This is a genomic window from Betaproteobacteria bacterium (genome assembly GCA_016713305.1).
In the GTDB taxonomy this organism is placed as follows: Bacteria; Pseudomonadota; Gammaproteobacteria; order Burkholderiales.
This window is the reverse complement of the sequence record JADJPK010000001.1, coordinates 35017-60962: the sequence shown is the minus strand read 5'-3', so window position 1 is coordinate 60962 and position 25946 is coordinate 35017. Positions and strand designations below refer to the sequence as shown.

Annotated in this window: 21 protein-coding genes; 9 read left to right on the top strand and 12 right to left on the bottom strand. The window is 62.4% G+C overall.

The features are described from left to right. Positions 1–108 precede the first annotated feature (108 nt). The 4 genes from IPK20_00270 to IPK20_00255 form a co-directional block, all read right to left on the bottom strand. On the bottom strand, positions 109–414 hold the full coding sequence (locus tag IPK20_00270; GenBank protein ID MBK8015267.1) for a hypothetical protein: 306 nt from the start codon (positions 412–414) through the stop codon (positions 109–111). Between the two features lie 898 nt (positions 415–1312). Beyond that, positions 1313–1783, bottom strand: a complete 471-nt coding sequence (locus tag IPK20_00265; protein ID MBK8015266.1) for a hypothetical protein — start codon at positions 1781–1783, stop codon at positions 1313–1315. Between the two features lie 11 nt (positions 1784–1794). Next, positions 1795–1977 carry a hypothetical protein gene (locus IPK20_00260; GenBank protein MBK8015265.1) on the bottom strand — a complete coding sequence of 61 codons (183 nt, stop codon included), beginning with the start codon at positions 1975–1977 and terminating at the stop codon, positions 1795–1797. 464 nt (positions 1978–2441) lie between these two features. Further along, entirely contained in the window at positions 2442–3890 is a 1449-nt protein-coding gene (locus tag IPK20_00255) for a hypothetical protein (protein ID MBK8015264.1), read from the bottom strand. Between the two features lie 288 nt (positions 3891–4178). Here IPK20_00255 and IPK20_00250 point away from each other — a divergent pair, with 288 nt between their 5' ends. Both IPK20_00250 and IPK20_00245 read left to right on the top strand, forming a co-directional pair. Beyond that, entirely contained in the window at positions 4179–5732 is a 1554-nt protein-coding gene (locus IPK20_00250) for a hypothetical protein (GenBank protein ID MBK8015263.1), read from the top strand. A gap of 304 nt (positions 5733–6036) precedes the next feature. After that, entirely contained in the window at positions 6037–7479 is a 1443-nt protein-coding gene (locus IPK20_00245) for a carbohydrate-binding protein (GenBank protein MBK8015262.1), read from the top strand. Between the two features lie 92 nt (positions 7480–7571). Here the strand turns inward: IPK20_00245 and IPK20_00240 are convergent, their stop codons facing one another. After that, positions 7572–8216 carry a hypothetical protein gene (locus IPK20_00240; protein MBK8015261.1) on the bottom strand — a complete coding sequence of 215 codons (645 nt, stop codon included), beginning with the start codon at positions 8214–8216 and terminating at the stop codon, positions 7572–7574. A gap of 505 nt (positions 8217–8721) precedes the next feature. Here IPK20_00240 and IPK20_00235 point away from each other — a divergent pair. Then, positions 8722–9423: a hypothetical protein gene (locus IPK20_00235; GenBank protein ID MBK8015260.1), complete on the top strand. Its 702-nt coding sequence runs from the start codon at positions 8722–8724 to the stop codon at positions 9421–9423. Between the two features lie 548 nt (positions 9424–9971). Here IPK20_00235 and IPK20_00230 read toward each other — a convergent pair. The 3 genes from IPK20_00230 to IPK20_00220 form a co-directional block, all read right to left on the bottom strand. Further along, the gene (locus IPK20_00230) at positions 9972–11138 is read right to left on the bottom strand and encodes a hypothetical protein (GenBank protein ID MBK8015259.1); all 1167 of its coding nucleotides are present in this window, start codon (positions 11136–11138) and stop codon (positions 9972–9974) included. Positions 11139–11315: 177 nt separating this feature from the next. Next, positions 11316–12038 carry a hypothetical protein gene (locus IPK20_00225; GenBank protein MBK8015258.1) on the bottom strand — a complete coding sequence of 241 codons (723 nt, stop codon included), beginning with the start codon at positions 12036–12038 and terminating at the stop codon, positions 11316–11318. A 326-nt stretch (positions 12039–12364) separates the two neighbouring features. Next, the gene (locus IPK20_00220) at positions 12365–12652 is read right to left on the bottom strand and encodes a hypothetical protein (GenBank protein ID MBK8015257.1); all 288 of its coding nucleotides are present in this window, start codon (positions 12650–12652) and stop codon (positions 12365–12367) included. A gap of 240 nt (positions 12653–12892) precedes the next feature. On the opposite strand from IPK20_00220, the gene IPK20_00215 reads away from it, so the two are divergent. The 4 genes from IPK20_00215 (at position 12893) to IPK20_00200 (ending at position 17876) form a co-directional block, all read left to right on the top strand. Then, a complete protein-coding gene (locus tag IPK20_00215; protein MBK8015256.1) occupies positions 12893–13555 on the top strand; it encodes a hypothetical protein in 663 nt (220 codons plus the stop codon). Beyond that, on the top strand, positions 13548–14438 hold the full coding sequence (locus IPK20_00210; protein MBK8015255.1) for a nucleotidyl transferase AbiEii/AbiGii toxin family protein: 891 nt from the start codon (positions 13548–13550) through the stop codon (positions 14436–14438). Before IPK20_00215 ends, IPK20_00210 begins: the two co-directional genes overlap by 8 nt. 581 nt (positions 14439–15019) lie before the next feature. Next, positions 15020–16237 carry an ATP-binding protein gene (locus tag IPK20_00205; protein MBK8015254.1) on the top strand — a complete coding sequence of 406 codons (1218 nt, stop codon included), beginning with the start codon at positions 15020–15022 and terminating at the stop codon, positions 16235–16237. 691 nt (positions 16238–16928) lie between these two features. After that, complete coding sequence (locus IPK20_00200; GenBank protein ID MBK8015253.1) at positions 16929–17876, top strand: restriction endonuclease; 948 nt, start codon at positions 16929–16931, stop codon at positions 17874–17876. Positions 17877–17981: 105 nt separating this feature from the next. On the opposite strand, the gene IPK20_00195 is transcribed toward IPK20_00200, so the two are convergent. Then, a protein-coding gene (locus IPK20_00195) for an IS3 family transposase (GenBank protein ID MBK8015252.1) occupies positions 17982–19099 on the bottom strand; the annotation gives its coding sequence in 2 pieces (ribosomal slippage) (positions 17982–18847 and positions 18847–19099; 1119 coding nt in all). Between the two features lie 269 nt (positions 19100–19368). Beyond that, positions 19369–20196, bottom strand: coding sequence for a hypothetical protein (locus IPK20_00190; protein MBK8015251.1), 828 nt, complete (start codon positions 20194–20196; stop codon positions 19369–19371). 565 nt (positions 20197–20761) lie between these two features. Between IPK20_00190 and IPK20_00185 the strand changes: the two genes are divergently transcribed. After that, entirely contained in the window at positions 20762–21844 is a 1083-nt protein-coding gene (locus IPK20_00185) for a hypothetical protein (protein MBK8015250.1), read from the top strand. A gap of 266 nt (positions 21845–22110) precedes the next feature. Continuing rightward, a complete protein-coding gene (locus IPK20_00180; GenBank protein ID MBK8015249.1) occupies positions 22111–23055 on the top strand; it encodes a site-specific DNA-methyltransferase in 945 nt (314 codons plus the stop codon). Positions 23056–23073: 18 nt separating this feature from the next. Here the strand turns inward: IPK20_00180 and IPK20_00175 are convergent, their stop codons facing one another. Together IPK20_00175 and IPK20_00170 are read right to left on the bottom strand one after the other, a co-directional pair. After that, positions 23074–25587 carry a hypothetical protein gene (locus tag IPK20_00175; protein ID MBK8015248.1) on the bottom strand — a complete coding sequence of 838 codons (2514 nt, stop codon included), beginning with the start codon at positions 25585–25587 and terminating at the stop codon, positions 23074–23076. Continuing rightward, the gene (locus IPK20_00170) at positions 25584–25937 is read right to left on the bottom strand and encodes a hypothetical protein (GenBank protein ID MBK8015247.1); all 354 of its coding nucleotides are present in this window, start codon (positions 25935–25937) and stop codon (positions 25584–25586) included. The genes IPK20_00175 and IPK20_00170 overlap by 4 nt, the downstream gene beginning before the upstream one ends. Between the last annotated feature and the right edge of the window lie 9 nt (positions 25938–25946).

Sequence of the window (25946 nt, the reverse complement as noted above, 5' to 3'; positions counted from 1 at the left end):
AATGACCGACACCTTCCAAAGGAGAGGGGGGCGCCGGTCGAACCCCTGGGCGAAACTTGGCGCCGAGTCGGGGGACGCTCTAGAGGGCAAAAACATTTAGACTCTACTTCAAAGAGTGGAGAGGAACGCCATGGCTTGATTTTCATATAAAAGTGACTCGCCACTCTGCTTGGCTTTCACCAGCAGGATACCTGTCAGCATTACAATGACCGAGTTCCTGGTGGCGGGGAACGCCCTCAGGCCCAATATCCAGCCTGTGCCAGTCCGGCGAAGCTTTCCCGAATAGACCACCGGATTGATGTCGCCGTCCCGTACGATCGTGCCTGTCGCGCCCCGGGAGAGATCCGGGCGGACCCAGTGCGGCGGACCCAACTGATGGTCCCTGCAGCCAGCAGGCCCTGCCATGCCCATCATGAACAGCCCGACCGGTCACCCCATCGTCTCGGGACCGCGCACCTTACTTTCACGACGGACCTTCCTCGTGGTTCCCGAACGCCGGTGCAGTGCGGTAAAGCACCGCGCCATCTTTGGCGCGGCGTTCCCGTCCAGCCGAGGACTTTCCCCGTGCGCCTGGCGGCGCGGGTTACTTGACCGGTGGACCATCGCCTTGGTACTGAATGAACCGCCCGGCCTCGCCGTATAGAAATAGAGGCCGGCCGCTGATTTCACTCCCGCCGCATCCCGGGTCCGCTCCACACGATGGAGCGCTTGCCGGCGCCCGGATGCTCGTCCAGCAGAGTGGACCACCAGTCGACCAGCGCGGTCGTAACACTTCCAACTTGGCCCGATGTTACCACCAGATCGAAAACAACGTCGACGTTGATGGACTGAACGGGTTTGGAACCGGTTCTACGCCAGACACCGGTCGCCGGAATCGCGTGGTCGAACTCCCTTGAGACGGTGGCAGGCGATCCAGCCGCGCTCCTGTTTCCGCCGAAGTCCAGTTAGTCGGACCTTTGTGAGTGCTAACTCCAGGGCTGGCCGCGTGGAATCGACCCAGGCCGATGTGGTTGTTCGGTGGATGAGATTCCGCCACAGCGGCGTGGAAGTACCGTACTCTCGCCGCGGTGGATTCGATGGTATCGGAAATCAGGCTCGGTGGCATCGTCCCAATCGAGGGTCACGCCGGCCTGATAGGCCGCGTGGTGGATACCGGTATTCCCGGGGCAAGATTGTCCACGGAGCAGCCACTGGGCCGGTCTCGAAGTAGATATCGGGTTGCGCGGTCATCGCCCGGATCAGGAACGTACTCCGGCAGTTGCTATGGCTTGTGGAATCGCACAAGGTGGGCGCCACGAATTGGTACCCATCATCACCGAACGCGGGTACGGTGGCCAGGTAGTCCCACCGAGCAGCCGCAGTGCCTGCTGCTCGTCAGCCCATCCGGCGACGGCGAAGTCCCCGACCCCGCGCCCATGAACTCATCCTGCTTGCGAAAGACCGCATAGCCGGTGACGCGGTGCGGGTCTGCCGGCGCTTCGTGGGTCGAGGCCTGCCAGACGACCTCACCTGCCCGCCCTGGTCGTTGCCGACATCTCTGACTCCGGTAATGCGGAACGGATCGTAGATGGCATCCAGCCGCGCCTTCCGTGAACACCATGAGCGGGTCGACGTTGTCGAAGTCGACGACTACCGAGTACGCAATGACATGGTCGCCGAACCGGAAGCTGCAATCGAACGTCTTGGTACTGACGAACCCGGACGGGTACGAGAAACTGATACTCATGGGCGGCACCTCGGGCGCCACGATGACTTCGCTGGGGAGGATGAACGCATCCAGCACCAGATTGGCGCTCAGCCTGTTGCCTGCAAGCTGTCCGGCGCCAGCGGCGTGTAAGCCCAGGTATTCATGAACCCGTAAAGGAAGGCATCGACGGAGTCCCTGCTGTCGCGCACCAGGATACGTGCGTCGCGGAAGTCGGATTCGTCAAGCGCCTCCGTCGTTGCGGTGATGTAGCCCCACCAGTTCGCCGTCAATCCGTCTCCGGCGGTCCTGACGTGCATCCTGGTGGGGAACGATGGCCGAGAACGGCTTGGCATCCGCCTGGTGCGAACCCGCCGAAGCGGTCAGGCAGCAAAGAAGGCCAAGGATGAACCGGCGCTGATTGCGGGATCGCGATGGATTTCTGAGTGAGCGGTCTGTACGGTCTGAGCAGTTCTTGATTCCATGCTTGACCCCTGATGAAACGGCAATGGACTCGTCCGCACCGTCCGCAATGTGGTTGCGGTGTCGCGAGCATAGCATATCACGATGGTTGTGCCGTCAAGATTGTGCCCGGCCCGGCGCGTGCTGCCGCCGGGCATGAGCACCAGCACCGGCACCTTCGCCCCACCCCACGACGCCAACCTCAACCGACGAAATCACATGGCCAAGGATGTCCGTCGCCTGAGCAGATCCACCACAAGCCAGATCGATAGACCGATCAGCTGCCGGAGCCAACTCAACGGATCAGCGTCAGCCATGACGTCGCCAGCCGCCCGCCGGCGTCGATCCGCGCCAGGTAGGTCCCCGACGCGACCGGCGCACCCGTGTCATCCAGGCCGTTCCAAACCTTCTCGTGCTCACCAGCCGCAAGCTCTTCGTCCACGAGCGAGCGCACCAGCCGCCCGCGCAGGTCATGGATGGCCAGGTGCACGAGCGCGGTGTGAGGCAGTTCGAACCGCAGCGTGGTGCGCGGATTGAACGGGTTCGGGACAGCATCGAACAACGTCATGCGGGCACGCGCGGTGCCGTCCAACGGAACGGGGCTGGGCGTAGGTTCGTGCCACAGGGCGACATTCGCGGCAGGCGTGCCGCCGGCGGTGGCGAACGAGCCGCCGACGAAGAGGTCGGCGCTACCGCGCGGGGCCAGGGCGCGTACCGAGCCTTCCAGCCCCGAGCCGATGTCCGACCAGCTGGCCCCATCCCACCGGGCGATGCCGGTGTGGAGATTCCCGTGTGCATCCAGCGCCAACGCGAAGAAGCCGCCGTGCGTTCCCGTGCCGAGCGCCGACCAGGTCGTGCCATCCCACCTGGCGAGGCGGGCAGTCGGAACACCACCGGCCGTCGTGAACCAGCCCCCCGCGTAGAGGTTGCCGTTCGCATCCACGGCCAGTGCCTCCACACCGTCATTCGTGCCCGTTCCGAGCGCCGACCACGCGGAGCCGTCCCACCTGGCGATGCGGGACGCCGGCACGCCGCCGGCGGTCGTGAAGTAGCCCCCGACGTAGACGCCGTTGTCGTCCACAGCCAGGGCGTAGCCGCTGTTGCTTTCGTAGGAGCCGCCCAGGCCCGAGCCGAGCGCGGACCAGTTTGTCCCGTCCCAGCGGGCGACGCCGCGGACCCGTGTGCTGCCGGAGTTCGAGAATTCGCCTGCGGCATAGAGGTGGCCATTCGGATCGAAGGCCAACGCGTACACCCAGCCGTCCAACCCCGGACCCAGTGCGGACCAGGAGGTCCCGTCCCACCTGGCGATGTGGGCCGCGGGCGCGCCGTCGGCCGCCCAGAAGGCGCCGCCGGCATAGACATCGCCGTTCGCGGCCACGGCAAGCGCGAAGACCCGTTCGACCATGCCCGAACCGAGCGCCGACCACTGGAAGCCGTCCCACCTGGCCACCTGGTTGACGGTTGCCCCGCCGGCGAGATGGAACGAACCGCCGGCATAGAGGCGCCCATGCCTGTCCACGGCCAGCGCTTCCACGGCGGAGTCCACCCCGGTGCCAAGCCCGGACCAGCTCGCCTCGTTCACGTCGGCGACAACCGCACCCGCCGCGGCCCCGGAATTCGCCGCGGCTTTGCTCGGCGCCCAGTCGGCGGCTGCACTGGCGCCGCACACCGTGGTGATCGACAGGATGGCGAGGGCCGTGCGGCCGACGGCTGAACTGCACATCGTCTTGGCTGCGATCGTCATCGACCGACCTTCCGGTTGCGCTCCATCCGGCGAGTCCCGCCCCAGAGATCCGTCGGCCCTGCCTCCGCTGCGGTTGCCGTGAGTGAGTATAGCAGGTTCTGAGATTGTGAACTGCTTCGCGACGTTCGTTCAAAAGCGCCTGTCGACACCAGGTCGGCCGTACGCCCATTGCGGACTTGAATCCGTCGGCAAGATCGACTATGCTCGGTAACCGAACAAAGTTCGCACCCAAAGTCCCGTGCAGGCGCCCCCACGGCCAGCACCCCACCGCGCACCCAGAGGCTGGCCATGACCCCCAAGGCGTCCATCCGCTCCCTGCTGCTGTTCCTGGCCGCGATCGCCGCCGGCTCCGCGCTGGCCGAAACCGTGAACGTGGGCCTCGGCAGCTACAGCACCACCCTGCCGCCGGGCGAGGTGGGCCCGCAGAACTCGTCCGGCCAGGACATCCTGCCCAAGGTCTCGTCGGCGTTCTCCCTGCCCGTGCAGACGAACGACTTCTGGAGCAGCCTGATCTACCCGTTCTACAGCGATCCGCACAGCAACGTGCTCTACGCCCATCCGCTAATGGTCAAGGCCGTCGGGACGGGGCTGCGGATCGGCCACACGCCGACTCACGTGTTCGCCGCCAACGACTACCTGTATCCGTGGTCGCAGCAGCTAACGGTAGGTGTCGCCGGACTGGCCGCCGCGCAGACGCGCACGCACGGCTACGGCGACTGGACCGCCACCGCGCGGTGGGCCGACGAAGCGCAGACGATGGAGGCCACCTTCGGCCACGGCCTGCCGTTCGTCTTCTTCCAGGTGACCGGCGGCAACGCCGTCGTCACGCCCGAGGGCGGGTTCACCACCTGGTACAACCAGGACGGGACGCTCGGACTGACGATCCAGGGCCGGCACTACGGCGTCTTCGCGCCGACCGGCTCCACCTGGACGGGCAGCGGCCCGCTGCAGTCCTCGCTGAACGGCCAGGACTACCTGTCGATCGCGCTGCTGCCCGATGCCCAGCCGGCGACCATCGCGCTCTTCCGCAAGCACGCCTACGCCTTCGTGACCGACAGCACCGTCGACTGGCAGTACAACGAGGCGACCGCGCTGCTGCAGACCACCTACACGTACGAGACCGAGCTGATGGAGAGCAACGGGACCAGCGTCGACCAGACGATGACCGCGCTCTACCGCCACCAATGGCTCAACACGACCGCCACGCTGACCGGCTACGCGTACCCGTCCGTCAACGGCCAGATGAAGCTGTACGAGGGCAGCACCTTCACGACCGAGCTGCCGTTCGGCGGCGTGCTGCCGGCGCTGCCGGACCGCGGCGACTACAACCGCGCCGAGTTGCTGGCGCACGTGCAGGCCGTGGCGACCGAGAGCCTGCCCGTGGGCCCCACCTACGAGAACGGCAAGGCTATGGGCCGCTTCGCCCACCTGGTCCACATCGCCGACCAGCTGGGCGCGACGGCCGAGCGCGACCACTTCCTGGCCGAGATCAAGAGCCGGCTCGAGGACTGGTTCACGGTCGGCGGCGCGCAGCAGTACGCGTACCTCGACAGTTGGGACGTCCTGACCGGCTACCCGTCCGGCTACGGCGCGGACAACCAGATCAACGACCATCATTTCCACGCGGCCTACGCCATCCTGAGCGCGGCCACCGTGGCGCAGTACGACAGCGCCTGGGCGGCGCAGGAGAACTGGGGCGGCATGGTCAACCTGCTGATCCGCGACTGCAACAACTGGGACCGGACCGACACGCGGTTTCCGTTCCTGCGGTCCCACGACGCGTACGCCGGGCATTCCTGGGCGGCGGGGCACGGGGACTTCGGCGACGGCAACAACCAGTAGTCCAGCCCGAGTCCATGAACTTCGCCACGGCCGCCATCCTCTGGGGCGAGGCGACCGGGCAGACGGACATCCGCAACCTGGGCGTCTACCTGCACGCCACCGAGAAGACCGCCGTCGAGCAGTACTGGTTCGACGTGGACAATGCGGTCTTCCCGGCAACCTACCCGCATGTGGCCATCGGCATGGTCTGGGGCGGCAAGGGCGTCCACTCGACGTGGTTCGGGGCCAACCCGGAGTTCATCCACGGCATCAACATCCTGCCGGTCAACGGCGGCTCCTGTACCTGGGCCACCACCCCGACTACGTGCTGGCCAACTACGCCGAGATCGTGGCCGAACGCGGCGGGCAGCCGATCATCTGGCAGGACCTCCTGTGGGAGTTCCTGGCGCTGGCGGAACCGAACCTGGCGCTGTCGCACTACTTCGCCGACAGCGACTACGAGCCGTTCGACGGCGAGTCGCGCGCGCACACGCTGCACTGGCTGTTCAACCTCAAGAAGATGGGCCGGGTCGAGACGACGATCCTGGCCGACACCCCCACCTACGCCGTCTTCCGCGATGCGGCCGGCGACCTGACCTACGTGGCCCACAACGCCGGCTCGACCAGCCGGCTGGTCACGTTCACCGACGGCTTCTCCTTCACGGTCGGCCCGCGCCAGACGGCGTCGTTCAGCACCTCGCCCGTCGACCCGGACGCGCCCGTGGTGCTGCTGCTGGCGAACCGGACCACCGGCAAGGCCCCGCTGAACGTGCAGTTCACGGGCAGCCAGAGTTTCGACCCGAACGACCGGCCCCTGACCTTCGCCTGGACGTTCGCCGGCGCCGGCGCCAGCACCGCCGCCGACACGGCCGTCACCTTCACCGACGTCGGCGAGCACTGGGTCCACCTTGCCGTCACCAATTCGCTGGCCCTCACCGCGCGGGACAGCGTCCTGGTGACCGTGCTGCCCAGCGGCACCCCCTACTTCGGCGTGCCGGCACAGATGCCCGGGAGGATCGAGGCGGAGAACTACGACCTGGGCGGCGAGGGCCTGGCCTACCACGACGTGAATGCCAACAACATCGGGCTGGTCTACCGGCCGACCGAGGGCGTCGACCTGGAGGGCGCCGCCGGCGGCGGCTACGACGTGTACTGGATCGTCGCGGGCGAGTGGCTCGAGTACACGTTCTCCGTGGCCGAGGCGGGGTACTACGACGTCATCCCCTACGTGGCGACGGTGCCGGGCTTCGGCAACTTCACGCTGTCCATCGACAACGAGGACGTGAGCGGGAAGCGGCCGGTGCCGTCCACCGGCGGCTTCCAGTTCTGGACGCCGAAGCGCGTCGAGGCCGTGCCGCTGGCCGCCGGCACGCACATCATGCGGTTCGACTTCGACTCCGACACGGACAAGACAGGCTGGCTGTTCAGCCTGAACTACATCGACGTGGAGCGGGTGTACCCGTCGAGTGTCGACGAGGGCGCCGTGCCCGGCGCCCTCATCGCGGCCCGGAGCTACCCCAACCCGTTCAACCCGCAGACCACGGTCGAATACGTGATGCCGGCCGAGGGGCCCGTGCGTCTGGGAGTCTTCGATGCGCGCGGCAGGCAGGTGCGCGTTCTTGCCGAGGGGCGGAAAGATGCCGGCACGCACCGCGTCGTCTGGGATGGCAGGGACGACGACGGGCAACTGCTGGCCAGCGGCGTGTACTTCCTGCGCGTCGAGGCGGCAGGGGCTGCCCGGGTCGGGAAGCTGGTGCTCCTGAAGTAGGGCGGCCCGGCGAAAAAGATCTCCCCCTCCAACCGGAGGGGGAGATTCCCGAGTGCGACAAGATCCTGACGCCGGCTGCAGCCGGACGTGCGCTACTGGCATTCGGCGCCCATATGAAGGGCGACAATGGCGATATCGGACAGGTTCAAGACGCCGTCCCGGTGCAGATCGCTGCGCATGTGGAACGGCCCGGCGTAGTCACCGGCGAAGAGGGCGATGTCGGCCAGATTGACCACGCGATCGCCGTTGATGTCCGGGCTGTTGACCTGCAGCTGCAACAACGGCCAGATGTCATGCGCCGGCGTCTCGGCCGGATTGTCGTTCACCTTGAAGACGACCGGTCCCTCGCTCCACCCGCCGGCCGCCAGGGGCAAGGCCACACCGGTTCGGCCAAGCGCATCCGTGTGGGTATCCATCACGAACGTCCGACCCGGGTAGGGCCCGCAGCGGTTGATCGTCCCGGACCCGGCAGGAAACTCGATCCAGGTATCCATCCGGTGGAAGTTCCCCACGGGATTCCAGGAGCTGTCGACGAGAATCGCGGAAATCGTGGCGTCGATCGGCTCGCCCGTCGGCGTGCGTGCCTCAGCCAGCGGATTCCCCGCGCCGCCGGGAACGACGAGGACACAGGCCGTCTGGGCCGGGCCAACCAACTCGCCCACCCAGGTGGCGTCGATCTGCTGCGCGGTGGCGATCGCCGGCAGCAGGATCAGCAGCGATACGCTTCGTGACAACATGGAGTCTCCCTTCGCGCCGAGCATCGGAATCGAAACAAAGCCCTGGTGTCGGAGCCTCATGACTTTACGGTCCAAGCGACGGCAATGTCAAACCGCACCGTCACTCCCATGCGATGAGCCGGCATTGCGTCCGGTGCTGCGACCAGCCCTTTCGGAGCGCCGCGCGCCGATGCCCCACAGCCACCTGCTCACGTTTTTCTTCCGTGAGTCCGTTGCAGCTTGCGACGCAGAGAAATTCCGATAGGCATTTACTGCGGTGGGAAATTAGTGACGCATTCTGCAACTGGTTGCAGCCATGGCGACCACCGCACCGGAATGGTCACCCGCGGCATGGGTTCGGCCATCAGCCGCGATCGGCCCACAGGGCCCATTGCGAGCGCATCGGCCAGTCTGGTACGATCCGCACAGGTGGGAGGCTGCTTGCAGCCCCTGAAAGGCGGTCCGCTACCCGTCTGGGAATTCGTCGGGGCCGCCCATTCATGGATTCAACAAGGAGGATCGGAACATGAAGACGCTGGCTATCGCCGCTCTGCTGCTGTTGCCGGTCATGGGCTTCGCCGTCCCGGCTCCGGTCGACGACCGCCCGGTCGTCACGATTGAGGAGTACAGCCCGGCTTCGTCCAGCTTCGCCTGCATTCTGGGCAATCCACACATTCCGCCTGGCTGGGGCGTCCTGGTCAGCAGCTCGGCCAGCCGTTCTTACGCGGTGCTGATCGATCCGGCCGACTGCCCGACCTGCGATCTTGGCTTCACTTTCTCGCGCGTGAGAATGCTGCTGCACTTGGAACCCGGGGCAACGCTGCGGGTGTCGGCCGCGATCGCTGACGTCATCGACGACGGGGGCGGTTGCTACAGGCCAGGCTTGCAGCAGGCTACAAGCGGCTGGACCGAAGTGTCTGGTATCACAGCGATCGGCAGCTACGCCATCAGCGCGAATTGGGCAGCCCCCTGCATCGAAACGGGCCGCCCCTACTTCTTGATCTTCACTACCTCCAACATCGGCACCGGCTTTGTTGGCCCGGTCCTGGACGGCAACGGCATTCTGAACTGCCATTCGTATTTCGCCTTCTTCGGGGGTGTGTGGACCGACATGGGGACCTTCGGGCTGCAGGGCGACCCGTACATCTTCGCGGAAACGGACTGCTGCGAGGCACCGGTCGGTCTTGAGAACGCCAGCTGGGGGTCTGCGAAATCGTTGTTCCGGTAATCCGGGGCGTGCCGCCATCCTGTGTGAAGAGTGCCCGGGTCATGCCGGGCACCTTTTCGGTGCGCCGATCATAGACCGTTCACTCTCCGAACGCCGTCTTGTCGCACCCAACTACGCCACCGGCCTTGTCAGAGTCACCGGTACTGTCAAGTCCCGTCGCTGCCCACGGTATGCCTGATGGCGCCCACGTGCCCTGCGACCTCATCGACTCGTCTGCAAAGGAAATCTCTCCTACCATCCGAAAGGGGAGATCTTCAATTGGCGGCCCCTGGTTTCCAGTGTACGAGCCACCAACGGAGAGGCCGCCAGGGCCCGCTGACGCGGGCCGTTATTCCGCTCGAGGCTGGAACCGAAAGAGCCGCAGGAAACCCCACCGGGACCAGTGTGCGTGTTCTGGGGCACGGAGCCGGGAACGCGCCGCACCGCCCGACCGGGGCGCCAAGGTCCCCCCTCGGCGGCCTCGGTGGCCGTCGCGAAGTGGCGGGCGGCAGCTGCGAACGGTGCGCGCTCTTGCCCGTTCGATCCAACGGAAAGGACACGCCGGGACGTCACCGCTGTCCTGCAAAACAGCGGGAAAGGGCGGGCAACAGCGCGGTCTCCAGGCGCTCCCGCAGTCGGTCCTCGTGGCCGCCGGGAAACACGACCAACTGGTTGGTCACTCCGGCCTTCGTCAGAAGCTCGGAGACGTAGCGGCAGCCCGCGGGGATCCAGGCGTGCGCGTCGTTCTCGCCAACATCGATGGTAATGGCCGACAGCCTCCGCAGGTTGTCCAGATTCTGCGGGATCTTCTCGTCCCACCCGCCGAATCCTCGCTCGAATCTGTCCCAAGCGACCGGGTCCTTCACGAAGTTGTCTCCCTGCCGGCGGTAGGGGTAGTCCAGGCCGGAACCGCTCCCCGCAGAGTCCGTTGCGAAGGCCGCCATGTACGCCACCGCGAATAGAGGGAGGGTGTCGTAGATCTGGTTCCAGTAGCTCGCCTGGGTCAGGAGCGTGACCTTGCTCATGCAACTGTCCATGGCGTCGGCGCGGTCCAGGAGATCGCGGACACGTTGACGGACGGCGTCGTCCGCGAAGCTGGGATGGGTCTCCAGACCACCGGGAGCGGCCAGACCCGGGGATAGCGCGTAGACGGCCGCGAAGGTGTCGGGATGGCGCATGGCCAGGTTCAGGGCGCCGAATCCGCCCATGGAATGGCCGGCAATGGCCCGCGCCCGCGGAACCGCGACAGTACGGAAGGCGGCGTCGACGTAGCCGACAAGGTCGCGGGCGATGAAATCCTCCCAGTTGCCGTTGACCGGGGAGTTGACGTAGAAGGACCCACCGAATGGCGTCAACCCGTTGGGGATGATCACGATCATCTCCCCGATCTCCCCCTGACCGATCAGCCTGTCCATGGCCTCCTGCAGCAGGAAGCCCTGATAGTAGGGCACGAAGCTGTAGAGGAAGATCTGGTCCGCGAAGCCGGTGAGGTAGTAGACCACCGGATAGCGCTTCTCAGCATCAGCCGCGTACGATGGCGGAAGGTAGACGACCGCACGCTCGGTCGGCGGCATCCCCAGCGAGCTCCCGGCCAGCGAAGGCGCCGGCACGTCGATGACCACCACGGTGCCCGCATACGCATCGGGCGCGGCTGCAACGCTGTCGCTCCGGGCGGATGCGGACGTGACCGCCAACAGGAATATGGGAACCATCATCGGCGCTCGACGCTGGCTCATCGTCCTCTCCCTACTTCCGCACGCGGCTTCACAATGCCTCCCCACAAACTCCGTTGGCCTTGCGCCCGTTGCGGTTACGGTGAGCCGAACATACCAGAACCGCACGCACGCAACAACGTTCCGCCAAGGCCGGATGCCGAGCCACCGCCAGGCGGACGCATGAGCCAGTGGCGTTCATCAGCGCCAGGCTGCCTTCAAGCTCCCCCACTTCTGCGGGATCGTGCCGACCGCCGGCTCGCAGCAGGTAACATCGGCCCACATGATGATGTTGCCGGGCGCCACGAATTCAAACCACCACAGGTAGCCCATGTTCGGAGTCGCCCTGTGGTCGGGGCAGTGCCCGGGCACCTCGTCAACCGCCGGGAAGACCCGACTCCCCCACAACTCGGAGGAAAAGGTCCAGGGGACCACGTTCATGACGTGTGAATAGTCGGCCGACACACAGCCGCCGTCAGGCAGATCGCTGAATACAAGCTCGTAGAAGCCCGCGAGATTGACATCCGAAGTCCATGAGCTGGACGACGTGCCGCAGTACCAGCCGGTGGCATAGCGCGGACCATAGGCGCCCGAAGGTGGCGACTGACACGTCGTTCCCGGCGGGATGAGGTCCAGGCTCCAGCCGTCGGTCAGAGTCATCATAGGGTCCGCCGTCCAGGGTGCGGCATCCGTCTTGGCGAGCACGAGGTGGTACGACAACACCCGAAAGCCCTCGGTGCAGTCCGGCACCTCGACGGTCGGGTCGAACGTGTGCCCCAAGAGGTAGAAACTGTTGTCGATGTCGGTCGCCCACGCGACCGGATTGGCGAAATGGCCGACGAAGTGTCCGGCGGGAGGCACCAGGTTCGGCGACGATTCCGGAGAGCCCAGCCACCGGACGGTCAACGTGCCGCCCACTGCCATGCGTGAACTACCTAGCAGTGCGGCCACAACGATAGAACAGCCCAGACAACAGATTCTCGACACTCGAAGGAATCGCATGGAGCTCCCCCTTCGTCTGCTTCGGCGCTACCGTGCGGGCAGCTATGACCAGCCGGAAAGTGGCCGGTTCCGGCGCCCGCGCGCCGAACACCCATACGGATCCTACAGCATCGTGATGAGGGTATGGGAAGATTGCGAACACGAAGATTGACCGGCCTCCGGATCCAGCCAACACCGATCGCGCCAAGAACGGGTGCAACCCGTCGCGCGATGGTGCCTCGCTCCCTTTGCCGCGAAGCCGGGGACGACTATGGGGCGAAAGCTGACAATGCCCAACGCCAGAAACGGCAGCCCGGCGCCGACCTAGACCATACCGCCTCCACCAGGGAGGCCGGCCGCCAAACCTCGCTGGGCTTGGCGGCCGGATCGAAGAAGTCGGAAAAGGACGCGGACCATTGCAACAGCACGATCGTCTCATTCTCAGGGAACCCCCCTGCCTTGAGGCAGCAGAAGTAGATGCCGGAGGCCAACTGGCGGCCGGCATCGTCGCCGCCGTTCCAGATGACCTCATGACGGCCAGCATCGTAGTGTCGCACCCGAGGATCCCGTCGGCCTTGCGCCCATGGCCGACCGTGACCGTCGGGTCGTCAACCTGCCGACCCCGGTGCCCGCTGCCGACCGGCAGCCCGCTCGTTCGAACGATGCGCCTGTTGGGGCATTGACGGATCTCAAGAATGTGCTACAAATACATAGTAAGTCGACGATACGTCGACATACATGCCATTCACAGCACAGGCAAGGCCATCCCAGGGACATCGAATCGCGGAGCAGGCCCCATGTCCAACGAACCCCTCGCGCTCCGGATTCCCTACGAGGAATTCGACTACCAGATCCTGTTGACCGCCCTGAGCGACTACCGGAGCCCCCGCGATCGCATCACAAGGCTCTTGAGTCAAGGCACGATCATCCGCGTCAAGAAGGGCCTGTACGTTTTCGGCGAAGCCTATCGGCGCGCTCCGGTCCACGTGGAGATCCTGGCCAATCTGATCTACGGCCCATCCTACGTTTCCCTCGAGTATGCCCTTCAGCATCACGGTCTCATTCCCGAACGCGTCGAGGCGGTGACGTCCGTTACCGTCAACAGGACGCGGGAATTCTCCACCCCTATCGGCCGCTTCACCTATCGCGCGGTGCCGTTGGCGGCGTTCAGGGCCGGCGTGGAAAGGGTCGAGGTCGAACGGGGACGGGCGTATCTGCTGGCGGTGCCCGAAAAGGCCCTGGCCGACAAGCTGCATGCCGACAAGGTGGCCTTGCGCACGCAGGGCGACATCCGGGCCTACCTGGATGAGAACCTGAGGATCGACCCGGCGGGCATCCGCTCCCTGCGGGCGGATCTGCTCAGGGACTACGCCGGACGCTACCGCTCCAGGAGGATCCGCCTTCTGGCGTCGGTGGTCGAGCGCCTGCAGGATCATGGAGGAGGTCGAGCCCATGCATGAAGCAGTAGCCGCCATGATGGCCCGATACAACTGCCGGACTGCCATCGATTACACCAATGCGTTGCGCGAAATCATGCAGGAGATCGTCCTGCTCGGCCTGTGGCGGAGCAAGTTCTTCGAGGCCGCCGCCTTCTATGGTGGAACATCGTTGCGGGTCCTGCATGGCCTGGACCGCTATTCCGAGGACATGGACTTCTCCCTGCTGGCCGCGACGCCGGATTTCGATCTGGGTGCGTACGGCCGTGCGCTGGAGAGGGAGTTGCAGGCATTCGGCTTCACGGTCAGCGTCCAGAGAAAGGAAAAGGCGCGCCCCAGCGCGGTGCAGTCGGCTTTCCTGAAGGCCGACACCTATCGGGAGGTGCTGGTTGTCGCCACGGATGAGGAGATCGTCAAGGCCATTCCCAGAGGCCGTCTCCTGAAGATCCGACTCGAAGTCGACACCGATCCGCCCGGTGGCTTCGCGACGGAATCGCGCTTCCTGTTGCAGCCCATTCCATTTTCCGTGCGCACCTTCACGCCGCCGTGCCTGTTTGCCGGCAAGATGCACGCCGTGCTGTGCCGCCAGTGGCGATCCCGGGTCAAGGGGCGTGACTGGTACGATTTCGTCTGGTTCGTTGCCAGGGGAATCCCATTGGATCTTGCGCACCTGGCGACCCGTATGCGCCAGAGCGGACACCTTGCCAGCGACAGCGTGCTGTCCGAGGATCTCTTCCGCGAGCGGCTGCTGCAGAGAACGCACGCCCTCAAGGTTGCGTCCGCCCGGCAGGACGTCGCGCCATTCGTCAAGGATGCCGATGCCACCGCGGTGTGGTCGCAGGAGTTCTTCTGTGAAGTCGGCTCGCGTGTCCGCGTGGTCGGCGTTGATCGGACCCCTGGGGAATAGGGTGTGGTGGTGCGGCTCGGGAGTTGACGGCAGTTGATTGTCGGGGTCGGTTCGCTGCCCTGAAGATGCGGGCGGCGGCGGCGGCGGACGCACTTCCCGGCGTGAAAGCAGTGCACCTTCCCCGCCGGCGGGCGAAGAACGTGCTCTTTCAGGACTGGTGCACGTACGCGGTGTCGTGCCGCGTCCGCAGTTCCTCTGCGGTTCGTGCACTGTCACATCCGGTGGCCCCTCTACAGTGCACGAACCACAGCCAGAGAGCCCCCCAAGGCCCGTTGACGCGGGCCGTTCTTCTGCTTGGCGCGGGATCCGTCCGTGCCGCAGAAAGCCGCCCAAGGGCCAGTGTGCGCATTTTGGCACGCGGAAGCGGACTGGAGCCCCTGTTGCCCGAAGGAATTGCTGGGAGACACACCGGTTCCGGCTGCCAATATGAATCGACGGTTGGCCGTACCGAATGGTGAGATCCCTTGGCCGATGGAATAATTGGGAAGCACAACGGGGCGGCTCGGACGTAACCTATTGCCCAGCAGCGCATTGGAGAATTGATCTTGATTTACTCAGTTTGTTGAGTATAATATCTCACCATGGAGAGCAAATCGAAAGACACTCCTTTCCGCCGCCAGCGCGCCGACGATCTTGCAGGTCGTCTGCGCGAGCCCCGGCACTTCATCCAGGTCGTCACCGGCGCCCGCCAGGTGGGCAAGATAACGATGGTGGGCCAGGTCCTCGACACACTCGGACGACCCGGCATTTACGCCTCGGCAGACGAACCGACATTGCGCAACGCTGCCTGGCTGCATGCGCAGTGGGATGAGGCGCGCCGGCTCGCGCGCAGCAACGAGCCGGACGGCGCGGTCCTGATCGTCGATGAAATCCAGAAGGTGGACGGCTGGGCCGAAGTCACCAAACGCCTGTGGGACGAGGATACGCGAACTGCGACGCGCCTGCAGGTGGTGCTTCTGGGTTCGGCGCCACTGCTGGTCCAGCGCGGGCTGACCGAGAGCCTCGCCGGTCGCTTCGAGACACTGCAGGTCCAGCATTGGTCTTATGGCGAAATGCGCGCGGCATTCGGATTGACGCTGGATGAATTCCTCTATTTCGGCGCCTATCCCGGCGCCATGTCACTGCGCCACGACCCGGCGCGCTGGCGCCTGTATGTACTCGAGGCATTGATCGAGACGACGATTTCCCGCGACGTCCTATTGCTCACGCGCGTCGACAAGCCGGCGTTGCTGCGACGACTGTTCGATCTCAGCTGCCGGTACTCGGGACAGATCCTGTCCTACAACAAGATGATCGGACAGCTGCAGGATGCCGGCAACACCACGACCCTGGCCCATTACCTGGACCTGCTGGCAGGCGTCGGCATGGTGCGCGGGCTGGAGAAGTTCGCCGGGGAAGCCGTGCGCCGACGCGGCTCGAGTCCCAAGCTGCAGGTGATGAACACGGCGCTGATGACGGCGACCTCGGGCCTGACGCCCGAGGCGGCGCTGGCCGACCGCGAGTTCCGCGGTCGCCTGGTCGAATCGGCGGTCGGCGCCCACCTGGCCAATGCCGCCGCCGCCGGCGAGTGTGAGCTCTTCTACTGGCGGGAGAGCTCCCGCGAAGTGGACTTCATCGTGCGCAGCAACCGCGAAATCACGGCCATCGAGGTCAAGAGCGGGCGCGCGCCCGCCGGCCCACCGGGTCTGCTGGCCTTCGAGCAGTTGTTCCGGCCCCGACGCACGCTGGTGGTCGGCGATGCGCAGCTGCCCGTGGAGGAGTTCCTGACGCAGCCGGTGGCGCGCTGGCTTGAATGCTGATCCACCAACGCAAGAACATCCCAAACGCAAGAAAGCACCTTCCCCGCCTTTCGGTGGAAAAGGTGCTCATTCAGAACCGGTGTACGTTCGCGGTGCGGTACCGCCTCGCGCAGTTCCCTGCGGTTCGTACACTGTCACATTTGGTAGCCCCTGGGTTACAGTGTACGAACCACCACCGGAGGGCCCCCCAAGGCCCGCGGACGCGGGCCGTTTTTCTGCTCGGGGCAGGGTCCGGCAACGCCCCTAATCGCCCCACAGGTGCCAGCGTACGCGTTCTGGGCCGCCCCGCCGAGTTAGAGGGGGGTCACCCTATCTCCCCGCCTGCCGACCGCCGTGGCGTCCCGGCCGTGGCAGTCGGGTAGGCCCATCTTCCTGACGACCGGCTCCCGCGATCCCGCCTCCCCGGCCACTCCACACTCATCACCGCCAAATCCGTCCCGTGCACCCTTCACCGGTCCGCCCGATTCCTTGCCGGATCGAATTATTGGGAGGTACAGGCGTCAACCGACGTGCCTACCCTGGATGCCCCGGTAACACCATTCCGTACTACCACGGCCCTTGTCCATTTACACTACCTCCCTGGCGTTGTACTGTCACATACAGGTAGGGAGCATCGGAGCGTCCGCAAAGAGTCCTGCCACACGGACTGCCTTGAGCCCCCTCAATATCCAGAGCGGCCACCCAGGTAACAATGATCGACTTCACCGAGTTGCCCGCAGACGGAGTCAAATTTGAGCAGCTCATACGAGAGTTGCTGGTTCGTTCCGCCTTCGACGTCCACTGGACTGGCGTCGGCCCCGATGGCGGCCGGGACCTAATTGCCGTTGAAAACGTCGCGGGCTTACTTGCGCCCTTCCAACGCAAATGGCTGGTCAGCTGTAAGCACTTCGCGAACGCAAACAGATCTGTTGGAGTAGACGACGTTCGAGACATGAGCGACACTTGCGCGGCAGTCGGCGCAAGCGGCTTTTTGCTTGCCTGCTCTACACAACCATCATCTGCACTCGTTCGACGATTTGAAGAAATCGAAGCTCAACGCAGACTTGTCGTCCGCTATTGGGATGGCGTCGAAATAGAAAATCGACTTTCCGCACCGCAAACTCTTCCGCTCATTTATCTGTTCTTCCCAGCCAGCGCCGCAGCAGTGCCTTGGCATATCTATGCCACGCTATCACCTTCATTCTGGGCAGCCAATTACAAGGACTACCTCGTGTACTTGGCGTCACGGACTGCCCACTCTTTTCCATCACTGGTTGAAGTAGAAGAGATTGTCGCACGACTAGAGAGCATCAAATTGCCGGAAGGCAGTGATTGGGCGCGCCATCACCTCCGCCCGAGAGCCGTTCATTTTGACGATAAGCACGAGCAGTTTACTGTATTCGCCGACTACCTGTTTCCTGAAGGACAGATGGCAGATGTTGTGGGCCCGCAAGCATTGAATGAAATACTGCGTGACGGAATGGGCCTTCATGGCGATGAAGATAGCATGTGGTACATTACATTCTGGGACATCCGATATGTACCCTGCACGCAGATCAGCGAGCATTTTCATCTTGACCACAAAAACTACTACGAGCCGTTCATGCGCCAGTATCAACTTGGTGCGGCGCGCAACCGCTTGTTGAGCGATATGATCTAGTTGTTGTTACCGCCGCACTGATATCGGTCCTTCACGTCCGAGCCATGCAGCGCCCTCAGGCTTTGTTTTGCAGGTTTGCGCCGTGCCAACGCGTAAGCTTCCCCGTCAAGTGGACAGTTCGAAGTTAGAGTTTTCGGCTTCCCATCTCTCCCTGAAGACCGACGGCGGTACCTTGCCAAGGCTGTCGTGCGGTCGCTCCTCGTTGTAGTCGAGCATCCAGTTCCAGGCCAGATCCCGCACCTGGTCAAGGTCGTCGAACAGGTATGCGCTGAGCAGTTCGTCACGGAACGTCTTGTGGAACCTTTCGATGTATGCGTTCTGGTTCGGCTTCCCGGGCTGGATGTACAGGATCTCAACGCCGTTCTGCTCGCACCAGTTCACAAACGGCTGACTCAGCAGTTCTGGCCCGTTGTCGCATCGGATGGCATCCGGCACGCCGCGCCAGCTTTTGATTTCGTCCAGGGTCCGCACGACTCTGTCGCCTGGAAGCGATGTGTCGATCTCGATCCCCAAGCACTCGCGCACACCTTCGTCCAGCACATTCATCGTTCGGAAGCAGCGCCCGCAGTACAACGTGTCGTGCATGAAGTCGAGTGCCCAGATTCGGCTCGGCTCTGCTGGAACAACCAAGGGCTGACGCGGCCGGTCGCCCAGCCGCTTCTTCGTCCGCCGTCGGTGATTCAAGCCCAACTCACAGTACACACGGTAGATCCGCTTGTGATTCCAGGGCCGACCATCCAGCCGCAGGCGGTCCCGGTACTTCCAGAAGCCGCGGCGCGGGTGCCTCTCTGCCAGGTCCTGCAACGCATCAATGACCTCGGCGTCGCGCACCAATCGATCCTGCGGCGCCTTGTACCAGGCCGAACGCGACAGCCCGATCGCGGCGCAGGCACGGCTCACGGAAAATTTCTGCTCGGCCACCAGATACCTCACGGCTTCTCTTTGCTCCGGTGGCCTCAGAGTTTTTTTGAGATCAAGTTCTTCAGGCCATCGTTCTCCAGGCTCAGATCGGCGTACATCCGCTTGAGCTTGGCGTTCTCGGCCTCGAGCTCCTTGACTCGCCTCAGATCAGAAGCATCCATGCCCCCGTACTTGGATTTCCAGCGATGGAAGGTCGCGGGGCTAATCCCGTGCTTCCGGCAGATGTCCTGGACCTTTAGCCCAGCATCGGCCTCACCCAAAATCCCGATGATCTGGGTCTCAGTGAAATCGGACTTTTTCATCAGAACCTCCTGGTTGATTATGCCAGAAAGCTCTACTTCTCAACTGTCTGAATTTTGGGGAAGCTTACGCCAACACGACGGCCTCGCGGCGGCGGTCGGGTAAGCGACTTACCGGCCCCCGACTGTCCTGCCGCTATGCCGACGCCGTAACCACTCCACACTCATCTTCCGCCACATCCCTCCAAGACGCACACCCCCCGCAGGTCGAGGCATTCCTTTGCTGGCTTGGCTTGTTGGGAGGCACAGATGCGATCGTTTGCCGAACGGAATCAATGGCTGTCATTGCACATGACGACCGTGTACCCCCATTGCGCGTTCTCGTATCTCCATATTTCGTCATCATAAAAAGTCTGCCCATATTTCCGCGCCAGCTTGAAGTACTTATCTGCCATGTCACGGTTTCTACCCTTTATGCCCAATAGGAACAAACCACGATATGCTCTTGCACATCTGTGATCTAGCTCCACAGCTTTGAGATAGTCAGCAGCAGCGGCCTGCCACGAGTCTTCGCCATAACTACATGCGAAAATGTCCGCTCTCCGAAGGTAAGCATCCACGAGATTGGGATTCATTTCCATTGCGCGTGTGAACTGTTCCCGTGCGGCGTCCCGCCGTCCCTGCAAATCCAGCGTTTGCCCCAAGCAGCGAATTGTCTTAGCGGAATCTGGGTCGAGTTCTGACGCGCGCCGGAGATCGGCTTCAGATTTTTCTAACTCGCCGAGAGCGCGCCACTGGTCGCCTCGGAGATGATATGCATGTGAGTTCATCGGATCGAGACTCAAAGCGCGCGAATAGGACGTAATTGCCTGTCGCGCAGAATATCCGGCCTGACTGTTGCCGAGCATTAGATAGCTTCCAGAGTCGCCGTTCCGCCCAACGCGCAGATGCTGAAGACAGAATGCCTCGATCCTATATCGAAGTTCTCTTGTCCGTCTTCTGGTGCGATAATACGCGAGGGTGATTCGCATTCCCGGCAACGACATCCGCCCGTACTTGTCTTGACGGAAGACCATTACCGCGGCAACGGCCAACGCAATCAGGACGCAACCGAAAAACCAATAACCTTCGACGCGCCATGAGAGAAATTTCCAGGACATTATTCACGTGCCTTCCAAGAACTCCGCCGGCTTTGCGCCCGCTGCGGATACCGTAAGCCGAGCATAGCATACCCGGCCGCTCGCAACAATCTTCCTCGTACCCGAGCGGCACTCCATTCACATGCCTCGTGGGGCCCCCGTGCGCGCTGTGGGGCGGGGCGTTGGGCGGGAGCTGGACCGCCTTGTCCGTGCGCCAATGGTCCCACTGAACGGCACCGCCGCGGTGGCCGGGTAGGCCGTTTCGCCCCGGCGGCCAGTCGGCCGCATTCGGCCAAACCGTCCGACGTTCATCCTTCCGCCACACCCGTCCCGGGCGCGCCCTTTGCTGATCCACCCGCCCGTTGCCGGATGGAGCTATTGAGAGGGACACTCATCGTGTGGTATAGAATCGGCACGCGAGAACGCCCCCACCGGACAATGGGAGAAATGTCATCCTGGATTCACAACCACTGCCGCGTGGCCCAGGATGCCGCTCAACGGACCGGCGCGCCATGATGCGCGAGAGAGCGATCGGCTGGCGGCCTATCCACCGCGTCCCCAAACCCCATCCCACGAGGTTCACCCATTGGCCCCAATTACCATTGCGGATCTCCGGCAGCGTATCAAGAACGAGCTTTCTGTTGTGGACACCGCTAACGACACGGCCATCATGGCGGCCATTCATGATGTATTCAAATATGCGGTTGAACACTTCAACGATCTTGATGTGGACGCACAGGTGTTTGTTGAGACCCGACTGGAAGTCATGGCAGCGGAAGCAAAGGCGGCAATCGAAGCACTGCCGGAATCACCAGAAAAGCGAAAGTTGCTCCGCTCGTACGCGGCTGCCAACGGTGACCAAGTCAACCCGCAGTTGCACCTCGCAGCGCTCGCCGCGCTTCCTCAATCGCCACCCGAGGCAATATCAGCCGCGGAACAGTTCATTGTAGACGCACTGCAGCAAGCTGCCAACATCATCCACGATGCATCTTCTACGACGAGAAGTGGATACCAGGATGCCGCGTTGATTGCGGCATACACAAGTGTCGTCGACGATCTCCTTGCAGCGACCCATTTGATCCGACACAAATACTGCAATCAAGCTTCGAATATCTTGCGCACCGCCCATGAGACTTTGGAAAAGGCCGAGGTCTTTTTACTAGATCCGTCGCTGGCAGAGCTTTGGGCCACCGGCACGGAGCAGCAATGCTGGAAGGAGCTGCGACCAGCCATGGTCAGGAAGCGTCTGGGCCGCGACAAACACGACCCGATGTATGCCCACTTGTCTGCGGTTGGCACTCACGCATCCTTTCTGAGTTTTCAATTGAGGTCCGGCCGCGTTGCCGATGCTGACGCTAGTCCGGTCCCCAAGTTGATAATCTTCATGGGAGGCACAAGGGTACAATTCGTCGTCTACATGACTGCGTTGTGGGCCATGTACATGGCCATGTCACTGGTGCTTGGTCTTTCCTCGGCATTCGCACAGGACATCAATGAAGATGATGCCTCTGCCGCAATCGATGATTTGGCGAGTCAATTCACACAGGTGCTTTCAGACCACATGCTGCCGCAATGCCGAGAACTCGGAGCAGACACGAGCGTGTTCGAGGAATTTCTCCGGACCGGATTCGCTGGCGCATGGCCCGGGCGCCGACACGGCGACACGTGACCTTGGAGTCTGGAATATCTGCGCACCACCGTACCGCCTTGCCGATCGGGTAGGGGCTTCCCAGGGTGGCCGCCAAGGGGCGAGGCGGACTGTGGGGAAGCAGAATCGCGCCGGTTTCCATTGGACATCCCCGCCAATTCGAGCTACGGTAAACAGTGCAAACTATTCCACTGGTGCATTTTAGACCGTTCTGACCAAGGACCGCACACATGAATCAGCGCCGCTCGACACAGACGCTTGCCGCGTATTCGACCCGCCACGGCAAGATGTACCAAGGCGAATGCGAACAAGTGCTCCAATCCAGTCCCTTCTCCCGTAACAAGGGGAAGGTACAGCTGCTATTCACTTCGCCGCCGTTTGCGCTAACGCGCAAGAAGAAGTACGGCAATCAGCAAGGTCAAGCCTATGTGGACTGGCTAGCTGCGTTCGCACCGCTATTCCGCGACTACTTGACTGACAACGGATCTATCGTGATTGAAATCGGCAATGCTTGGGAGCCTGATCAGCCAACCATGTCCACGCTTGCCATCGAAGCACTGCTGGAGTTCAAGCGCCGCGCCGAGTTGCATCTATGCCAGGAGTTCATCTGTTTTAACCCAGCCCGACTACCGTCGCCCGCGCAATGGGTCAATGTTAAGCGTTGCCGCGTAAAGGACGCATTTACGCGGGTCTGGTGGCTTGCCGCTACACCATATCCGAAGGCCGACAATCGGCGCGTACTTACAGAATACAGCCCCAGCATGCGTCAGCTTCTGTCGCGTGGCACCTACAATCCAGGGCTGCGACCTTCGGAACATTCAATCGGGCACACTTCATTTCTTGCGGACCATGGCGGTGCGATCCCCCCCAATGTCCTCGCCCCTGCATTCGCAGAGACAACGCGCGAACTATTTGACTCTCTGGTTGGCGAAAAGAACAGCTTACTCCCCATTGCGAACACGCGCGCCAGCGACCCATACCGCGAATACTGCCGCACTTCGGGCCTACCAGTTCATCCGGCGCGAATGCCCGCTAAGCTCGTTGAGTTTTTCGTTGCGTTTCTCACCGAGCCGCAAGACCTGGTACTTGACCCATTTGCTGGGAGCAATACCACAGGCCGCATTGCCGAGACAATGAAACGGCGCTGGCTTGCCGTTGAGCGTGATTCTCACTACATCCGCGGCTCAGCGGCTCGCTTCGGCAAACAGGATAGTTGCGTCACGATGGGTTGAGCGCGTCTATTCTGGACACTAGTCAACACAATCTAAGTCTGCATCATCTGAATCTCTATCTTCAGCAGCACCCCCCACAATCCATGAGTTTGTGGGCGCACTGTACCTGGCGCCGGATGCATATAGGGCCGCAACGACTTTTGCCCTCAAGCCTGTCAAACCGGTTTGCAGCTCCACTCTAGCGACAACTGAATCCATGTCCCGACCTCCGTCCGGGTCCCCCAACACGTTTCGCACAGCCGCACTGATTCCAACGCGCCGTGGCTCACACCATTCTTCGAGATAAAGGAATCTGCTGCCGCTAATCCTCATGCGTTGGTCCTGCGCGGCCAAAGAGAACAGAACATGCGGATTCATCCCCGAGGCTGGGTAGTCGCATTGCAACTTGTCAGTCTCAGAAATATGCAGACCTAACTGAGTCTGCTCCAGGTATCCAACAATGTGCTCCACCAGCCTGGGCTGATCCTCGCGCTTAAGTGGAATGTCCCGATCGTTAAGACCCCATAGCCTTTCATCGATCTTGATCACGGGGTCGAGCGAAAGAATCTGCAGACCCTCGGCGGTACCTCGCAACGTCACCAATTGTTGCCGAATTTCCAATGCCGTAAGTGGCTTGCGCGCTTCAACCAATGCCGCCACCACAGCTTCACGAATGCTGACCCTATCACCAACGTCGTCCACCGCCTCAGCCGCATCCACCCACGTCATTCGCCCGAGAGGCCGTAGGAACTCTGATTGCCTGAGCAAATAGTCGAGCTGGTAATTCGTCAGTGAAACATCTTCCAGTGCGCCGCAATCGACAAGCGCATTGACGATTTCAGAACTATGCCACTGCCTCTTAGACGAGCCCATGGCGACAATCTCCTCCGCTGCTGCCCTGATGCGCGCACCTTTGTCCACATTCACGCCCACATGATGCTCCAGGCCGTAGGTGCCGCGGTCAAGAAGCACGGCGATGCTAGCGGCCGCACTGTGAGCGCGACGCGCGTCCACCGGCCGCCCAAGCCGCGCCGACACCAGTACCGCGATCTCCTGAAAATGAAGCGGAACCGCAGATTCAGTCAGCACCGCTTCGACTGAATGTTCAATTCCGCGGCCGTAGCCAATCAGAGTCCGCATTCCCGGTGACGTTTCCGCAAAATGACAATGGGGCCGCACTTTGTCCCATAGCAGCTTCCTAAATTCGGCTGCGCGCTCGTTCAAAAGCAAGCCGACCATTGTCTGACAGCGCTCCTCAGACCATCCGTTTCCGCCAGATGCCCCAAGCAGTCGATCCGCCTCGTTGATGGCCTTGTCCCACTCATCGCGCTTCAGGAATGCGAAGTACTCGACGCCATCGAGCGTGAGTACATTCACGCGGTTGCCGCATATGTTCTTCAGGATGTAACTCAACGCACTGCTTGCCTGGGTAAGCCCAGAAAACCACCTGTCTGCCGCCTCGACCCCAAGTACGGGCAAAGGATAATCTCTTCCATGCAGCAGGACCTCAAGCTTCGACGATAGCAAATCATCCCAGTATGCATCGCGAATGAGTGCCTTAACCGCCTTGCTTTCAATTTGTCGAATTCTCTCGCGCGTCAAGTCGTAATACTCAGCCACCTCCTGCAGCGTCATAGGCTCTCCGTCGAGACCCATTCGACTCCCCAACACATCACGTTCTCGCGGTGAAAACTTGGCGAGCGTCTTATGCAGCTCCGTAATCAAGGTGCCGGACTCGGCTTCCTCCAACTTCTCGTCAATGTACCGGGGGCCCTCATCGAAGGCGTCCATGAGAATGCCCCGCAGAAGGCGAATTGACTTTGTCCCGAGGTTCCGAAAACGGTACAAATCAAACTCCCGGAGTTTCGCCAGATCGGACACCCTTACGATGCCTCGATCGGCAAATACATTCCCGAGACGCACGGAAAGGTCCATCGTGCCAAATCCGCGATCAAGCAGCCAAGGAGGCGCGGCTCGTGCGATCGCGGTGGGATCGTTAACATCATTGCCCACGATCTCGTCGAATCTGAATCTTGCGGCAGCGACACGTTCCGTATGTGGGAGTGCGCTCTCATTCGCGAGATAGCTGTCGTCGTCGAAGATCTGCGCGTCGACCAGGGCGTTGCGTCGGCCGGGAAACTGTTCGAAATACCGGATTACCCAGCCGCTCGCGGCCCGCGCATCAACCGATCGCCGAGCGTTCTCAACCGATGCAATGGTGCTTTCATCCAACAAATAGCCCCAACCCACGGTGCCGAGATGAACCGGGATTCCCTCCACGACGCCAATCACTGCATCGGTTGCTTCGTAGCCATGAGGCAAACCATACTTTGCGGCGCTGGTCAGCAACACGCGACCAGGGAAGTTGGCCGATACGTCCTCAAAAGCCGATGAGGCCGGGCGATCAAATCCAATATGCAGGACGCCAGTCACCGCGTCGTCACCGCGATTGCGCCAGGCGGCCAAGACGCTTTCAAAGTCCCGCGCGACCTGCACAGACCAGTCGCCAGCACCAAATTTCAATGCTAAATAGGCACGCAGCGGCAGACTCATGTTTCGCTCTTGGCCTTCATCTTATCCAAAATGGACACCATGTCGATGCTCCCTTTGGCCGCCTCTTCATAGATCTCTTGTACGCCCCAGTTCGCCAGGCGCTCGGCCATACGGTACACTGGGCACTGCACTTGATCGCCCAAGATCGCTTGGATGGCATGCTTTATAGTTTGGTCGGGATCAACACTTGCCACCGAAAACACAGTTTGCGACGACACCTCGTCGGGCACAACTCCCATCGCCAGAGCATAGGCAATTCCGAATCGGTATGCGTCGAGCATCTCACGGAAATGGCCATCCTCCTTGAGCCGTTTGAGCTTCGGATGAACATTTTCCGATACGCCAATCATGGTCGGCTC

Coding starts and splice junctions, on each gene's coding strand:
- IPK20_00270 (MBK8015267.1), bottom strand. CDS start 414: ATGATGGGCATGGCAGGGCCTGCTGGCTGCAGGGACCATCAGTTGGGT.
- IPK20_00255 (MBK8015264.1), bottom strand. CDS start 3,890: ATGACGATCGCAGCCAAGACGATGTGCAGTTCAGCCGTCGGCCGCACG.
- IPK20_00250 (MBK8015263.1), top strand. CDS start 4,179: ATGACCCCCAAGGCGTCCATCCGCTCCCTGCTGCTGTTCCTGGCCGCG.
- IPK20_00240 (MBK8015261.1), bottom strand. CDS start 8,216: ATGTTGTCACGAAGCGTATCGCTGCTGATCCTGCTGCCGGCGATCGCC.
- IPK20_00235 (MBK8015260.1), top strand. CDS start 8,722: ATGAAGACGCTGGCTATCGCCGCTCTGCTGCTGTTGCCGGTCATGGGC.
- IPK20_00230 (MBK8015259.1), bottom strand. CDS start 11,138: ATGAGCCAGCGTCGAGCGCCGATGATGGTTCCCATATTCCTGTTGGCG.
- IPK20_00225 (MBK8015258.1), bottom strand. CDS start 12,038: ATGGCAGTGGGCGGCACGTTGACCGTCCGGTGGCTGGGCTCTCCGGAA.
- IPK20_00215 (MBK8015256.1), top strand. CDS start 12,893: ATGTCCAACGAACCCCTCGCGCTCCGGATTCCCTACGAGGAATTCGAC.
- IPK20_00210 (MBK8015255.1), top strand. CDS start 13,548: ATGCATGAAGCAGTAGCCGCCATGATGGCCCGATACAACTGCCGGACT.
- IPK20_00205 (MBK8015254.1), top strand. CDS start 15,020: ATGGAGAGCAAATCGAAAGACACTCCTTTCCGCCGCCAGCGCGCCGAC.
- IPK20_00200 (MBK8015253.1), top strand. CDS start 16,929: ATGATCGACTTCACCGAGTTGCCCGCAGACGGAGTCAAATTTGAGCAG.
- IPK20_00190 (MBK8015251.1), bottom strand. CDS start 20,196: ATGTCCTGGAAATTTCTCTCATGGCGCGTCGAAGGTTATTGGTTTTTC.
- IPK20_00180 (MBK8015249.1), top strand. CDS start 22,111: ATGTACCAAGGCGAATGCGAACAAGTGCTCCAATCCAGTCCCTTCTCC.
- IPK20_00175 (MBK8015248.1), bottom strand. CDS start 25,587: ATGAGTCTGCCGCTGCGTGCCTATTTAGCATTGAAATTTGGTGCTGGC.
- IPK20_00170 (MBK8015247.1), bottom strand. CDS start 25,937: ATGATTGGCGTATCGGAAAATGTTCATCCGAAGCTCAAACGGCTCAAG.